Genomic DNA, 14,825 nt, shown 5'->3' with positions numbered 1-14,825 from the left:
GCGCGGTATTCGCGCCAGCTTGCAGCCATACCGATAAGGTATCAGGAATTCGAAAATCGGTATTGGACGGTATGTTCAGTTGGCGCGCATCATGGGTGCAATACGTACAGCAGCGCATCGTCCGCAAAGTTCGTAGCGACTGAAGAGCGGCGAAGCGTGCACACGATTGGAGACAGGCATGATCATCGGTAATCAGAAGGACGTCACCCAGGCGGTTCTCGCGGAACTGAACCGTGCGCCTGACGCGCGCTTCCGCGAGATCATGTCGGCGGCAGTGCAGCATCTGCATGACTTCGCACGCGACGCCAAACTCACCGAAGCTGAATTTCATCAGGCCTGCGGCTTCATCGCAAAGCTCGGACAACTGTCGAGCGCATCGCACAACGAAGTCGTACTCGCGGCTGGCTCGGTCGGCCTGTCGTCGCTGGTTTGCCTGCTGAACAACGGCGACAACGGCCAGACCGAAACCACCGCCAATCTGATGGGACCGTTCTGGCGCATGGATTCACCCGCTACGCCGAACGGCGGTTCGATCGTCCGCTCGGAAACCCCGGGCGTGCCGATCTTCGTCGATGCATGGGTGCACGACGCGGAGGGCAAACCGGTCGAAGGCGTCGAAGTCGATGTGTGGCACACGTCAGCGGAAGGTTTCTACGAAAACCAGGACCCCGAGCAGGCTGATATGAATCTGCGCGGCAAGCTCACTACGGATAGCCAGGGGCACCTTGCCTTCCGCAGCGTGAAGCCGGCGGGTTATCCGATTCCGCTGTCGGGACCCGTTGGCGAGTTGCTGCGCGCGCAGGGCCGCCACAATATGCGTCCGGCGCACATCCATTTCATGATCTACAAACCGGGTTTCAAAACCCAGTTCTCGCAGGTCTATTCGAGCGACGATCCCAATCTCGACACCGACGTGCAATTCGGCGTAACCCAGGCGCTGGTCGGGCAATACGTCCTGCACGACAACGGACTCGCACCGTCCGGCGATATTCCGGGGCCATGGTATTCGCTCGCGCATCACTTCAGGATCGAAGCAGGCGAGGCCAGATTGCCGAAGCCGCCGATCACCGGCAAGGCAGAAGGCCCGCGCCCGGTCTGGTCCGTGCTGGAGCGCGCGTCATGAGCGACGCGCAGCTTCAGCAGGCGCGGGGGCAACTTGCGCCGGGCAGCGTGCTGCGCGCAGCGATCAATCTCGGCAATACGGTGCTTGCACAGCGTTCCGCAGACAGCGGCGAACTCGGCGGGCAGACGGCGGCCGTGGTGGCGCCTCCCGCCGCTGTTTAATCCAATCCGGCGTTGCATCACGGCGCATCGCACATACAGGAAAGCCATGCCTATCATCCATATTTCACTCGTCGAAGGCCGTGACGACGCCGCCATCAAGGCATGTGTCAAAGCGGTTGCCCGCACGGTGCACGAAACGCTAGGCGCGCCGCTCAACACCATCCGCGTGTACGCGACGGTCACGCCGGCCACACACTGGGCCGTCGGCGATCAAACCAAGGACGAGCTCGCCGCAGCCGCACAGGAGAACGGGAAATGACACCGATTGAACAGGCGGCCCGCGCCTTGGTCGAGGCCGAGCGTAGCGGTCAGTACATCGCGCCGTTGCGCGAGACATACGAACAACTGACGATTGAAGACGCCTACGCGATTCAACATACGAACGCCGAGCGGCGCGTCGCCGAAGGCCGGCGCATTGTCGGCTGCAAGATCGGCCTGACGTCGGTGGCCGTGCAGAAGCAACTGGGCGTCGATCAGCCGGACTTTGGCATGCTGTTCGACGACATGGGTTACGGCGACGGCGAACTCATCCCCACATCCATTCTCACGCAACCAAAGATCGAAGCTGAAGTCGCCTTCGTGATCGGCCGCGATCTGCGCATGCCGAATCCCGGCCAGCTCGACGTGCTGAACGCCATCGATTACGTGCTGCCGGCGCTCGAAATTGTCGGCAGCCGGATTGCCAACTGGAATATCCGCATCACCGACACGATTGCCGACAACGCGTCGTCGTCGGCTTATGTGCTGGGTAACAGCCCGCGCAAGCTGTCCGAATTCGATCTTCGGTTGTGCGGCATGGTGATGGAGCGCCGTGGCGAGCCGGTATCGGTCGGCGCGGGCGCGGCATGCCTGGGCAATCCGATCAACGCTGTGGTGTGGCTGGCGCGCAAGATGGCCGCGCTCGGCACGCCGCTGCTGGCGGGCGACCTGGTGCTGTCCGGCGCGCTCGGCCCGATGGTGGCGGTGACGCCCGGCGACATCGTTGAGGCACGTATCAATGGTTTGGGCTCGGTGCGTGCCGTGTTCGAAGCCGATTCCAGACAAACCCCGAGCGAGGCCCGCCAATGAGCGCCATTACCGACTACGCGACGCTGCTCGACGACGCAGCGCGCCATGCAACCGAAGTCTCACAGTTCGATCCCGAAGGCGGCCTGTCGCTGGATCAGGCTTACGAGATTCAATCCGCGTCGATCAAACGGCGTGTTGAGCGGGGCGAGCGCCGGGTCGGCGTGAAGATGGGTTTCACGAGCCGCGCGAAGATGGTTCAGATGGGTCTCTCCGACGTGATCTGGGGCCGCCTCACCGCGGGCATGCAGATCGAAGAGGGTACCGCGATCGATTTTTCGCGCTTCGTGCATCCGCGCGTCGAACCGGAAATCGCGTTCGTGTTGAAGCATTCCCTCGCAGGCGACGTGACTGGACCGCAAGCGCTTGCTGCAGTTGAAGCGATTGCACCGGCGCTCGAAATCATCGATTCGCGCTACAAGGACTTCAAGTTCACGCTACCTGAGGTGATCGCGGATAACGCATCGTCGAGCGGCTTCGTGATCGGCGCGTGGCGCGATCCGAAGATCGACTTCAGCAATCTTGGCCTGACGCTCAATATCGACGGCCGCGCCGTGCAGGTCGGTTCGACGGCGGCACTGCTCGGTCATCCGTTGCGTTCGCTGGTAGCCGCCGCACGTTTGTCGGCCCAGGCAGGCGAGCCCTTGCAAGCCGGCTGGATCGTGATGGCGGGCGGCGCGACGCCGGCCGAATGGATCAAGCCTGGGCAATACGTGTCGGTCGACATGGAGCAGCTCGGCAGTGCGGGTTTTCACATCAAGGGGTAAGACGATGCCGATTGCGCTGATCAAGATCCTCGAGGGCCGTAGCCCCGAGAAGAAACGCCGCCTGATCGAAAGTGTCTCGCAAGCGATGGCGGAAAGCCTCGAGATGCCGATCGACGGCGTGCGCGTACTGGTGGAAGAAGTGCCGCCCGATTGCTGGGGACGTGGTGGCAAGACCGTTGCGGACCGCGTCGTGGATGGCAGCGCGGCGCTTCCCAAAGCATGAAGCAGGGTTTCGGAGAAGACATGACTGACAAGGTAAAAGTGGCGATCATCGGGCCGGGCAACATCGGCACGGATCTGATGATCAAGGTAATGCGCAATAGCAAACACCTCGAAATGGGTGCGATGGTCGGCGTCGATCCGAAATCGGATGGGCTCGCGCGCGCTGAACGTATGGGCGTGGCGACGACTGCCGAAGGGATCGACGGTCTGCTGAAGCTCGACGTGTTCCAGGGCATCGACATCGTGTTCGATGCCACCTCGGCAGGCGCGCACAAGCGTCACAACGACGTGCTTCAGCAGCACGGCGTGCAGGTGATCGATCTGACACCGGCGGCAATCGGCCCGTACGTGATTCCCGCGATCAACCTTGAGGCCGAGAACGCGTCCAACATGAACATGGTGACGTGCGGCGGCCAGGCGACGATTCCGATCGTCGCGGCAGTGTCACGGGTGTCGAAGGTGCACTACGCGGAAATCGTCGCGTCGATCTCGAGCAAATCGGCAGGTCCTGGCACGCGCGCCAATATCGACGAATTCACCGAGACCACGCGCAGCGCGATCGAGATACTCGGCGGCGCGACACGCGGCAAGGCGATCATCGTGCTCAATCCGGCCGAGCCGCCGCTGATCATGCGCGACACGGTGTTCGTGTTGTCAGATCTGGTCGATACGCAACTGATTGAAGACAGCATTGCGCAGATGGTGGCGAACGTGCAGGCCTACGTGCCCGGCTATCGTCTGAAGCAGAAGGTGCAGTTCGACGTGATCTCGCCGGAGCAGCCGCTGAACGTGCCCGGCATAGGTCCGAAGCATGGCCTGAAAACGTCGGTGTTCCTCGAAATAGAAGGTGCCGCTCACTATCTGCCCTCGTATGCGGGCAATCTCGACATCATGACCTCGGCCGCGCTCGCGTGCGGCGACATGATGGCGCGTCGCCGGGTTGCTGCCGGTATCGCGCGTGGTCATAAGGAGGCGGTGTAATGACGTCGCTCGATAAAAAACTCTACATCTCGGACGTCACGTTACGCGACGGCAGCCACGCGATCCGTCATCAGTACAGCATTGCGAACGTGAAGGCGATTGCTGCCGCACTCGACCAGGCAGGCGTCGACAGCATTGAAGTCGCGCATGGTGATGGTATCGAAGGATCGAGCTTCAACTACGGATTCGGTGCACATAGCGATGTCGAGTGGATTGCCGCAGCGGCAGAGAGCGTCAGGACCACGAAGATTGCCACGCTGCTGATTCCAGGTATCGGCACGACTCACGATCTGCGCAACGCATACGACGCCGGCGCACGCATCGTACGGGTCGCCACGCATTGCACTGAAGCGGACGTCTCGCGTCAGCATCTGGAATTCGCGCGCGAACTTGGCATGGACCCCGTCGGCTTCCTGATGATGAGCCACATGACCACGCCGCAGAAGCTCGCCGAACAGGCGAAGCTGATGGAGAGCTACGGCGCGACCTGCGTGTACGTGGTCGATTCGGGCGGCGCGCTCGGCATGAACGATATCCGTGACCGGTTCCGCGCATTCAAGGACGCGCTGAAGCCGGAAACGCAGACCGGCATGCATGCGCATCACAACCTGAGTCTTGGTGTCGCGAATTCGCTGGTTGCGGTGGAGGAAGGTTGCGATCGCATCGATGCGAGTCTTGCGGGCATGGGGGCAGGCGCCGGTAATGCGCCATTGGAAGTGTTCATCGCGGCTGCAGAGCGTCAGGGCTGGAATCATGGCTGCGATCTGTACCGGCTGATGGATGCAGCCGACGATCTCGTGCGGCCGTTGCAGGACCGTCCGGTGCGCGTGGACCGCGAGACGCTCGCGCTCGGCTACGCGGGCGTGTATTCGAGCTTCCTGCGTCATGCGGAAGTGGCGGCAAGCAAATACGGCCTTAAGACCGTCGACATTCTTGTTGAGCTGGGCCGGCGTAAGATGGTCGGCGGCCAGGAAGACATGATCGTCGACGTCGCTCTTGATCTACTGAAACGGGTTGCGCAGACGCATGCCGAGCCGACCATGAGCGAAGCGGGCTGAGACAGGAGCAATGCGATGACACGGCTCTACTCTCTGGTGCCGCTCACGGCGATTGAGCTGACGCCGCCCGAACTGGTGGCGGCTGCGAGCCGCACGGGCTACGGCGCGGTCAGTCTGCGTCTCAGCCCGTTTCGTGCCGGCGAGGCACAGCATCCGATGTTCGGCGACTCGCCGATGCTGCGGGAAACGGAAGCACGCTTGCGCGACACTGGGCTCGCCGTGCTGGATGTCGAAGTCATGTTGCTCACGCCTGAGCGTGACGTACAGGACTTCAAGCGCGTGTTCGAGACCGCGATGCGGCTTGGCGCACGCCATGCTTTGACACTGATCGATATTGCCGACCGCTCGCTGGCGGTCGACAAGTTCGGGCAGCTTTGCGAACTGGCTGCATCGTTCGGCATTTCCTGCGCGCTCGAATTTGCGGCGTGGCTCGGCGTCGGCAGCATCCAGGCCGCCAATGCGATCGTCAGCGAAGCGGCGCAGGCCAACGGCGCATTGCTGCTCGATCCGTTTCACCTGATGCGCAGCGGCGGCAAGATCGACGACATTGCGGCGATCGATCCGGCGCGCATCCGGTACGCGCAGTTCTGCGACGCGAGCGCGACAGCGCCCGCGACCACGGCGGCGATTTCCGAAGAAGCGCGCTATGACCGCCTGTTGCCGGGCGAGGGTGGTTTGCCGTTGCGCGAGTTCGTCATCGCGTTGCCGGCGGCCATTCCATTCGGGCTTGAAGTGCCTAACCGAAAGCTCGCCGAAACGCTCGAACTGGACGAACGATTGCGCATGACACTGGCTGCCGCAAAGCGTGTTGCGGACGATTTGGGGTAAGCACCATCGTCATACCGGTTCGGCATTGGGCAGTGGAGCGTGTCGAAGCCGCCTTGGCAAACCTGTCCGGCCGGTTGCCGGGAACGAAGAGATAAGACCAGGGTGCAAGGTCAGCCATGCTGAGTCCCCAGTTTCGATTCGGGGAGCAGTTTGGGTACGACCGTTGCATCGGTAATCGTCCATACCGACGCGATGGAGCGCTTGAGTTCGTCTTCAGTGGCCGCTTTGCCATACAAACCCAGCGTGATCGTTTTGTGCTCGAGTTCAGCGCGCGTGAGCGTGTTGCCTGGATCGCCCTTGGGATCATCCACGCGACCCTCGAAAGTACGGCCGTCCTTCGTCTGAACGGTGACTTTGCCGATCCAGCGTGACGGGTAGGCTGTATCGACCTCTGGATCGAGCACCATTGAAACTTTCTTGCAGAAGTGCGCGATCCTGCTGTCCCTGTAGTGATCGTCGAACTCACGTACGCCCGCGTGGCCGAATTCCGCTACCAAGGCGAGTACGGTGCCCATGGAGAACTTTGCCTGATGGATCGTCTTCGGATCGGTTACCGGGCCAAGGACATCAATCGCTGCCTGGTGAACATGAGTCACCACTGTCCCGATGTCGTCCGGCGCGATCTGATCCCGCTGAATGATTTGCAGCAGGGCGTCGGCTGCAGGATGAGTGTGCCGGCAGGAAGCGTGATACTTGAAAGACGTTTCGATCAGCGCCCAGCGCGTGCCGAGCGCGTCGGCGAGTTTGTCCGGATGCGTTTGCGTGGACATGCCGGCACCCATGCCTTTCGCGCCCTCGAAGATATCTTTTGCGCCGGTAAAGCCGTCTGCCGCCAGGTAGGCTGCGAGAAGACCGTTCGCCGCAGCCTTGGCCGTATGCAATTGCTTGGAGTCCGCGGCGTCTTTCAAAAATTCCCAGAGCCCCGCTGCCTGGGTGCCGGCGGAACCAAACGCATTCACCATCTGCTCGTCGCTCAATCGCAAAAGATTGCCGACCGCTGCTGCGGCCGCGATCGTCCCGACTGTACCGGTGGTATGAAAAATCCTGTAGTGCGACCGGCCTAGGAATTCACCGACGCGGATGCCCACTTCATAACCTGCGACAGACGCAACGATGAACTCTTTGCCGCTTCTGCCAAGCGCTTGCGCAACGGCCCACGCTGCAGGGAAGACGACGGTTGCCGGATGCAGGACGGAACTGTTGTGAAGATCGTCCTGTTCAGCGAAGTGCGAAGCGGCGGCGTTGATCATTGCCGCGAAGAGCGGGCTGGTGGTTCGACGGGAGATCAGTACTTCGCAGGGACCGGACTGTGGGCCAAAATCCAATGCGAGTTTCTGGATCGTCTCGACCGCGCGTGCGCCGCGGCCAGCCAGTGCCGAGCCGAACCAGTCAAGGAAGAGGTCTTCCGTGCGTGCCACCACGTCCCTGGGGATCTGTTCAAACTTAAGATGGGCCGCAAACGAAGCAAGAATCTGGGTGTTACTCATAACAGGCTTACCTTGACTGGGGAGTCAGATGACGGCCGCTTCACGAAGCTCGCGGATGGCATGGGTCGACAAGCCCAATTCATTCAGAAGGGCTTCGGTGTGCTGGCCTAACGCGGGCACAGCGTCCAGTCGAACATCGGATGCGGTACTGGCGCCTGGCGGCAGCAAGGCGGGAATGGCGCCGGCAGGGGAATCGATGCTCACCCAGCGATTGCGTTCTTTAAGCTGGGGATGTGACCACACATCGTGCATATCATTCATCCGCGCGTTAGCGATCTGCGCGTTATCCAGCCGACTGATGACGTCTTCCGACGTCAGTGTGCTGAACGCGGCAACAATGATTTCGCGCAGTGCCTCGCGTGCCGCTACGCGCTTCGAGTTGGAACTGAAGCGAGGATCGATGGCGAGCTCGGGTTCCAGCAGCACCTGTGTGCAGAAGACGCCCCATTCACGCTCGTTCTGCAATCCCAGCATGACGGTCTTTGCATCGCCAGCGGGGAAGGGGCCATACGGGTAGATGGTCGCGTGGGCGGCGCCGGCGCGTGGTGGCGGCGATGCGCCATCGAACGCGTAGTAAAGGGGATACGTCATCCACTCCACCATGCTCTCGAGCATCGAGACATCGATTTCCCGGCCCAGCCCGGTTTTCGATCGTTGTAGAAGCGCGGAGAGGATGTTCGTATAGGCGTACATTCCCGCCGCGATGTCGGCGATGGAACAGCCGGCTTTTGCCGGTGAGTCCGGACCGCCGGTAATCGAAAGGAACCCGGACTCACTCTGGATCAGCAGGTCATAGGCTTTCTTGTCCCGATAGGGACCATCGGACCCGTAACCGGAGATGTTGCAGACAATCAGGCGGGGATACCTGTCATGCAACGCGTCATACGACAGCCCCAATCGTGCCGCGGCCCCGGGTGCCAGGTTCTGCACCAGCACGTCGGTGTCCTCAAGCAGGCGCTCGAAAATGCCCTGTGCCTGCGGGGCCTTGACGTCCAGCGTGAGGCTTTCCTTCGAGCGGTTGCACCATACAAAGTGCGAGGCCATGCCGTGCACGCGCTCGTCGTAGGCACGCGCGAAGTCACCGGCACCTGGCCGTTCGATCTTGATCACGTGGGCGCCAAGATCCGCGAGTTGACGGGTACAAAACGGTGCTGCAATCGCGTGTTCGAGGGTGATGACCTTCACGCCGTCCAGCGGTTTCATGTCGGTCTCCTCAGAAAGAGCGCGGCAGATCGAGCAGATGCTCGGCTACATACGAAAGAATGAGATTGGTCGAGATCGGCGCGACCTGATAGAGCCGTGTCTCGCGGAACTTGCGTTCGATGTCGTATTCGTTCGCAAACCCGAAGCCACCGTGGAACTGCAGGCACGCGTTCGCGGCCTCCCAGGAGGCGTCAGCGGCAAGCAGCTTGGCCATATTGGCTTGCGCGCCAGCCGGCAGTTTGGCGTCGAAAAGCTGACAGGCCTTATATCGCATCAAGCTCGCCGCTTCGACGTTGACGTACGCGCGAGCGATCGGAAACTGTACGCCCTGGTTTTGTCCGATCGGTCGGCCGAAGACGACACGTTCCTTGACGTACTTACAAACCTTGTCGAGAAACCAGTACCCGTCACCGATACATTCAGCGGCGATCAGCGTCCGCTCGGCATTCAGTCCGTCAAGGATGTACTTGAAGCCTTTGCCTTCCTCACCGATGAGGTTTTCGGCAGGGATCTCGAGGTTGTCGAAGAAGAGTTCGTTAGTCTCGTGATTCACCATGTTCGGGATAGGGCGGACGGTCATGCCTTTGCCGATTGCCTGATGCAGGTCGACCAGAAAGATCGACATGCCCTCGGATTTCTTCGCTACCTGATCGATCGGCGTGGTCCGCGCGAGCAGAATCATCAGATCGGAATGCTGGATCCGGGAAATCCACACCTTCTGACCGTTGACGACATATCGGTCGCCTTTGCGAACCGCGGTCGTCTTGAGCTTCGTGGTGTCGCTGCCGGTCGTCGGCTCGGTCACGCCCATCGACTGAAGCCGCAACTTTCCGCTGGCGATTTCCGGAAGGTACCTGGCCTTCTGCTCTGCCGAGCCGTGCCTGAGCAGTGTCCCCATGTTGTACATCTGCCCGTGACAGGCACCGGAATTGCCACCGCTGCGGTTGATCTCTTCCATGATCACCGAAGCTTCGGTCAGGCCGAGCCCGGAGCCGCCGTATTCCTGCGGAATGAGGGCTGCCAGCCAACCGGCGTCGGTCAGGGCTTGCACAAAGGTCTCTGGGTAGGCGCGTTCCTCGTCGATCTTGCGGAAATACCCGGCAGGGAAGTTGGAACACAAATCGCGAACCGCTTCACGGATGTCCTGATAGGGGTCGATGTTAGCCAGCACTTGTCTCTACTCCTCGGAGTTCATTTTTGAAAAACATACGCGGGTGTCTTTAGTGTCGCCTCGGCGTCGACGCACAACACGCCATCGGAATGAGCTGCCCGGAGCTTCGCTTCAGTCAACCCCGGAGCGCGAGCCGCGTAGAGGAAAAAAAAGGGGCGTGGTCAAAAAGCGGGTTGACCGCTTTGAATAGGAAAGACGCGATCGATTCGGCGGGAAGCTTGCGCCGAATTCGATCGATCAGCAAAGTCACAGTCATCGGGGCGCGTCGTTTACGCCAGATTGACGCATCCGCCTGCTGACTGCAATTTGTGTCTGGAGAAGAGGGCTTTAAGCGCAGACTAACCGTTGACGCTCAGGCCGGTTGCGACTCACCATCGCTTTTGCACTTTCGCGTGAGGAGGTCGACCAGTTCCCGCGCGAAAGACGGTAACAGGTCGAGGTTGCGCACGCAGATCAGCAGATTGCGCGTTGCCCAGTCGTCCTCGATTTCAACCAGCCGGATGTTCATGGTTTTAACGTAGCGCACCGCTGACGAGCAAGGCAACACGCCGATCCCAACGTTAGCCTCGATCATCCGGCACAGCGCTTCGAAGTTGCCCACTTCAATTCGCAACTGAAGTTTCTTATGGATGTCGCTTGCTACGCGGTTCAGAAAGGTGTGAATCGCGCTTGCTTCCGGCATCCCGACGAAGTCGAACCCGGTTGCCTCTTCAAATGGAATGGACGTCTTTCCGGCGAGCGGGTGCGAACTCGAGACCGCCAATATGAGCCGGTCTGAGCGGTACGGCAGGACTTGCAGAGATTCGGGCCTGACATTGCCGGCCACTATCCCGACGTCCGCCGTGCCGTCACTCACCGCGCGCACCACGTCATGACTCAACCGTTCGCGAAGCTCGACATTCACGTCTGGATGCCCGGCGAGAAAGTCACGCAGATCGTTGGGAAGGAATTCGGTCGTAGCAGTTGTGTTCGCAAAGATCCGCACATGGCCTTTGACGCCGCGCGCGTACTCCTGCATATCGCCACGCAACTGCTCGAGCTGCGAGAGGACAACCCGGGCGTGGTGAAGGAATGCCTGGCCCGGCGGCGTCAGGGTAACGCCCTGACTGGTCCGATACAGTAGTTTCGCCCCCATGCTTTCTTCCAGATTTTTGATCCGGGTGCTTGCCGCGGGTACAGACATATGAAATCGCTCGGCACCACGCGTCAAGCTATCCGTCTCAGCAATACATGTGAAGAGACGAAGATCAACCAGATCGAAATGCATGGCCATGTTGCGTGCTCTGAATGAAGAGGTGCTCCGTTGATCCAGTGTAGCAAATAGCAGAAATCAATCTGGGGAACGCGATGTTGATCGCACCGTTCAGGAACGCGCCGTTCGATTTGGACGAGATCGCCGGCTATACAGCCAAGGCGGCGACGCAGCACGACTGTGACATGAGCCGGAATTGAATCGCCGGCTGTTCCGGCGGGTGCTCAGTTGCCTGTTGCGCAATCCGGGCCGCCGACGATCTTCAGCGTATAAACCGTCGACTCGCCCAACTGCTGTGGCGCGATCGGCTCGACCAGCCACCAAGGCAACTGATTCAGGTCCAATTCGCTCGGGCCCAGCTCAAGCCTGGCATCTGCCGCCGTGATGGTCAGTGTGGGCAGGGCTGCATGGTCGAACACGACAAAAAACAGATCGTTATACGTCAGGTTGCCGCTGGCAGTCGTTTCCTTCGACGACGTCACGATGCGTTTGACCAGATGGCCGTCGCTCACGAGCGTGGTTCGGTCGACAAACTCGGTGACTTCGTAGCGGCCCGCATCGCCTGCGGTGCAACGGGCGGCTTGAGGTGACGCGGGGCCGCTGGCTGCGGGCGCGGCGGCATGCGCGGGCACTGTGAGCAGACACCACGCTGCCATGGCCCATTTGAGTGCTCTCATCGACGCTCCGGCATGTGACGCTGAACCACGATGTCGCTGCGCGCCCGCAGCGGCCTCATTCAAATCAGCTTCAGATCAGTTCAGCCCGGTTCCCGGGTGGCGGCTTCGAATTCCTTCAGATCGAAACCCGGCTGGGCTGCTTGCGCGATTGTCGGCAACGCGGCGCGGGCCAGCAGTTTGCGCGACGCCATATGGTCGCCCGGCCGGTTACACGATTCCACTGCGATCAGGCGGCCAGCGCGGAAGCACAACACGCTCAGTTGCCGACTCTCGCCAGAGCCGAGCAGGACTGTTTCGTCGTGGCCGTCGGAGAGCCCCGCGATCTGCAGTTTCAGGTCGCCCTGGTCGCTCCAGAACCACGGCAAGGCGGTGTAAGCCACAGGCTTGCCGGTCAGGCGTGCCGCGACATTGCGCGCCTGGTCGACGGCATTTTGCACCGACTCCAGGCGGATCGGCGCGCCGCTCCACGCAGACGGAAAACTGACGGCGTCGCCGACGGCTGAAATTGAAGGATCGCTGGTCAGTAACTGCGTGTCGACGCAGATGCCGTTTTGCACGGCGAGCCCCGCGTTGGCAGCGAGGTCGGTGTTGGGTAACACGCCGATCCCGTATACGACCAGTTGCGCTGGCAGACGGCGGTTGTCGCCCGTTTCCACGGCCACTATCCGACCGTTGTCGCCGACCAGCCGCGCGACGGTTTGCCCAAAGTCGAACTTCACGCCCCAGCCGGTATGCGCAGCGCTGAACAGCGTCGACATATGAGTGGAGAGGGCGCGCGCCATCGGCCGCGTTCCGAGTTCGACCACGTGGACCGATAGGCCTTTGGCCGCTGCTACTGCCGCGAATTCGAGGCCGATGAAGCCGGCACCGATCACGACCACCTCGCGCGCGGCCGCCACGCGCGGCGCGAGCGCGTCGGCATGCTCCAGCGTGCGGATGCCGAATACGCCGTCGAGTTCGATTCCCTCAATGGGCGGCACGCGGTTGCGCGCACCGGTGGCGAGCACCAGGTGGTCGTACGGCACGCGTTCGCCGCTCGCCAGTTCCACGCACTGCGCCTCGCGATCGATCCGCGTGACCCGCGCTTCGACCCGCTCGAGACGCTGTTGCTCGAACCATTCGTGAGTGCGAAAGCGCAGCGCCGTGGTGCCGATCTTTCCGAGCAGGTAGGCCTTCGATAACGGCGGGCGTTGATACGGCACACCTGGCTCGTCGCCGATCAGCGTGATGCGTCCTTCAAAACCTTCCTGCCGCAGCGAAGCCGCAGTCTGATATCCGGCCTGGCCCGCACCGACGATGACAACGTTATTCAATGACATGAGGGGGATCGAGAGTACGAGTCGAGTAATCAGGCCAGATTCAGTGAATCGAATTTCGGGTAACGGCCGAGCGGCAGCAGCGTGATCGCGCCGAGCAGAAAGGCAGCGCCGCAGATCGACAGCATCGTCGTGTATGAGCCGGTCACGGTATAGATCCGGCCGAACAGCCACGGCGCCATTGCGGCTGCGATGGTGATCAGCGCGACGTGCATGCCGAACAGGCGCCCATAGTTGCGCATGCCGAAGTAACGCGCAATCAGATACGCGGCAATGTCGAACTCGGCGCCCGCGCCGAGGCCGATCAACAGCGTCGCAACCGCGAGCGTGGCGGCGTGATCGGCGCTGGTGGTCGACAGCAGCAGACAGCCCAGCGCGGGCATGGCCAGCGCGACAGCAGCGACCGCGGGCGCCCACAGACGGTCGATCAGATAGCCGACGAGCAGCCGGCCGCCAATCAGCGAGAGCCCGAAGCTGCCGAATATATGGCTGGCTTCGGCCGCCGAGAGCCCTTTGTCGCGCAGGAGCGGCACGGTGTTGCTGACCATCGAGACCGTTGCGGCCACCACGAGCGAGAGCGCGATGTTGAGCGTCCAGAAGCGCGCCGAACCGATCGCGTCACGGAACGCGAGCCCCGTGTGCGCCCGCACCGGCGGCGCCGCGTGATGGCCGGCGGCACGCTCGCCACGGCCCGCAGATGCGTCTTGACCGACTGGTGTCTGCAACCACATCAGCACGAGCGGCAACACCAGAATCAACGGCAGCGCCGCCAGCAAAAGAAACGCGGCTTGCCAGTTCCAGCGGCCGATCACCCACGTCACCGCTGACGGAATCAGAATCGCCGAGAGGCCTGTGCCTGACAGCATCACGGCAAGTGCCAGGCCGCGATTACGCTCGAACCACAGGTTGACCAGATGCGTCCACGTGATGTGCATCGTGCCCATGCCGGCGATCGGCAGCAGCGTGCACATCAGATAGAGCCAACCGATCGAGTGGCCCATCACCTGCATCAGCGACATCAGCGCATACACGACGGCGAGTCCGATCAGCGACGCGATCGTCACATGCCGCATTCCATAGCGTTCATTGAGCCAGCCGACAATTTGTGCGCCGATTACAGCCCCGCCGAACAGAAAGCTGATCGCCGGCTGCAGTTCACCGCGGCTCCAGCCGAACGCATGTTGCAGCGGAATCACCAGCGAACCGAACGCATACAGCAGCGAAGCGTTGGCGGCCACGCCGAGCCCGAGCATCGCCATCAGCACGGGGCGCCAGCCGGCGCGGAATTCGGTGAGGTCGATGGCGGCGGATTGAGACGAGTCAGAGGGGGACATCGGCGGTTCCTTTACGGATAGGCAAGCGGCCCCTGCGCGCACAAAACGTGCTTCGGAAGCAGTCCGCCACAAGTGTGATATTCCACATACAGAAAACAATTCTACCTATAGATTTACTCGGATAACTCGGTACATGCCCTGGGAGGTGGCGCGGTTGGCTGAGTCATCGGTCTAAAGTGA

At 61.4% G+C, this 14,825-nt stretch carries 16 protein-coding genes; 9 read left to right on the top strand and 7 right to left on the bottom strand.

Going from position 1 to position 14,825, the window contains the following annotated elements:
- The first annotated feature begins 178 nt into the window (after positions 1-178).
- The 9 genes from ACUN0E_RS32820 to ACUN0E_RS32780 are packed head-to-tail and all read left to right on the top strand — an operon-like array spanning position 179 to position 6,205.
- Positions 179-1,123 (top strand): dioxygenase family protein, encoded by a 945-nt coding sequence (locus ACUN0E_RS32820; protein WP_445569195.1) that lies wholly within the window; start codon positions 179-181, stop codon positions 1,121-1,123.
- Complete coding sequence (locus ACUN0E_RS32815) at positions 1,120-1,284, top strand: hypothetical protein (protein ID WP_445569194.1); 165 nt, start codon at positions 1,120-1,122, stop codon at positions 1,282-1,284. The genes ACUN0E_RS32820 and ACUN0E_RS32815 overlap by 4 nt, the downstream gene beginning before the upstream one ends.
- Positions 1,285-1,330: 46 nt before the next feature.
- The gene (locus tag ACUN0E_RS32810; protein ID WP_445569193.1) at positions 1,331-1,543 is read left to right on the top strand and encodes a tautomerase family protein; all 213 of its coding nucleotides are present in this window, start codon (positions 1,331-1,333) and stop codon (positions 1,541-1,543) included.
- Positions 1,540-2,352 (top strand): 2-keto-4-pentenoate hydratase, encoded by an 813-nt coding sequence (mhpD, locus tag ACUN0E_RS32805; RefSeq protein WP_445569192.1) that lies wholly within the window; start codon positions 1,540-1,542, stop codon positions 2,350-2,352. Before ACUN0E_RS32810 ends, mhpD begins: the two co-directional genes overlap by 4 nt.
- Positions 2,349-3,116 (top strand): 2-keto-4-pentenoate hydratase, encoded by a 768-nt coding sequence (locus ACUN0E_RS32800; RefSeq protein WP_445569191.1) that lies wholly within the window; start codon positions 2,349-2,351, stop codon positions 3,114-3,116. Before mhpD ends, ACUN0E_RS32800 begins: the two co-directional genes overlap by 4 nt.
- Before the next feature lie 4 nt (positions 3,117-3,120).
- Complete coding sequence (locus ACUN0E_RS32795) at positions 3,121-3,339, top strand: 2-hydroxymuconate tautomerase family protein (protein ID WP_445569190.1); 219 nt, start codon at positions 3,121-3,123, stop codon at positions 3,337-3,339.
- 20 nt (positions 3,340-3,359) lie between these two features.
- Complete coding sequence (locus ACUN0E_RS32790; RefSeq protein ID WP_445569189.1) at positions 3,360-4,319, top strand: acetaldehyde dehydrogenase (acetylating); 960 nt, start codon at positions 3,360-3,362, stop codon at positions 4,317-4,319.
- Complete coding sequence (dmpG, locus tag ACUN0E_RS32785; RefSeq protein WP_445569188.1) at positions 4,319-5,377, top strand: 4-hydroxy-2-oxovalerate aldolase; 1,059 nt, start codon at positions 4,319-4,321, stop codon at positions 5,375-5,377. The genes ACUN0E_RS32790 and dmpG overlap by 1 nt, the downstream gene beginning before the upstream one ends.
- A 15-nt stretch (positions 5,378-5,392) precedes the next feature.
- Complete coding sequence (locus ACUN0E_RS32780; RefSeq protein ID WP_445569187.1) at positions 5,393-6,205, top strand: sugar phosphate isomerase/epimerase family protein; 813 nt, start codon at positions 5,393-5,395, stop codon at positions 6,203-6,205.
- A gap of 110 nt (positions 6,206-6,315) precedes the next feature.
- Here ACUN0E_RS32780 and ACUN0E_RS32775 read toward each other — a convergent pair whose 3' ends face one another.
- From ACUN0E_RS32775 to ACUN0E_RS32745, 7 genes are all read right to left on the bottom strand, one after another.
- Complete coding sequence (locus ACUN0E_RS32775) at positions 6,316-7,692, bottom strand: MmgE/PrpD family protein (RefSeq protein WP_445569186.1); 1,377 nt, start codon at positions 7,690-7,692, stop codon at positions 6,316-6,318.
- 24 nt (positions 7,693-7,716) lie between these two features.
- The gene (locus ACUN0E_RS32770; RefSeq protein WP_445569185.1) at positions 7,717-8,895 is read right to left on the bottom strand and encodes a CaiB/BaiF CoA transferase family protein; all 1,179 of its coding nucleotides are present in this window, start codon (positions 8,893-8,895) and stop codon (positions 7,717-7,719) included.
- A gap of 10 nt (positions 8,896-8,905) precedes the next feature.
- Complete coding sequence (locus ACUN0E_RS32765) at positions 8,906-10,063, bottom strand: acyl-CoA dehydrogenase family protein (protein WP_445570565.1); 1,158 nt, start codon at positions 10,061-10,063, stop codon at positions 8,906-8,908.
- A 355-nt stretch (positions 10,064-10,418) separates the two neighbouring features.
- Positions 10,419-11,333, bottom strand: coding sequence for a LysR substrate-binding domain-containing protein (locus ACUN0E_RS32760; protein ID WP_445570564.1), 915 nt, complete (start codon positions 11,331-11,333; stop codon positions 10,419-10,421).
- Positions 11,334-11,542: 209 nt separating this feature from the next.
- Positions 11,543-11,995: a hypothetical protein gene (locus ACUN0E_RS32755; protein WP_445569184.1), complete on the bottom strand. Its 453-nt coding sequence runs from the start codon at positions 11,993-11,995 to the stop codon at positions 11,543-11,545.
- 80 nt (positions 11,996-12,075) lie between these two features.
- Positions 12,076-13,314 (bottom strand): NAD(P)/FAD-dependent oxidoreductase, encoded by a 1,239-nt coding sequence (locus ACUN0E_RS32750; RefSeq protein ID WP_445569183.1) that lies wholly within the window; start codon positions 13,312-13,314, stop codon positions 12,076-12,078.
- 29 nt (positions 13,315-13,343) lie between these two features.
- Positions 13,344-14,645: an MFS transporter gene (locus ACUN0E_RS32745; protein WP_445569182.1), complete on the bottom strand. Its 1,302-nt coding sequence runs from the start codon at positions 14,643-14,645 to the stop codon at positions 13,344-13,346.
- Between the last annotated feature and the right edge of the window lie 180 nt (positions 14,646-14,825).

This window comes from Paraburkholderia sp. D1E (assembly GCF_052682275.1).
The sequence above is the reverse complement of the archived record's forward strand: the minus strand, read 5'-3'. Positions and strand labels throughout refer to the sequence as shown.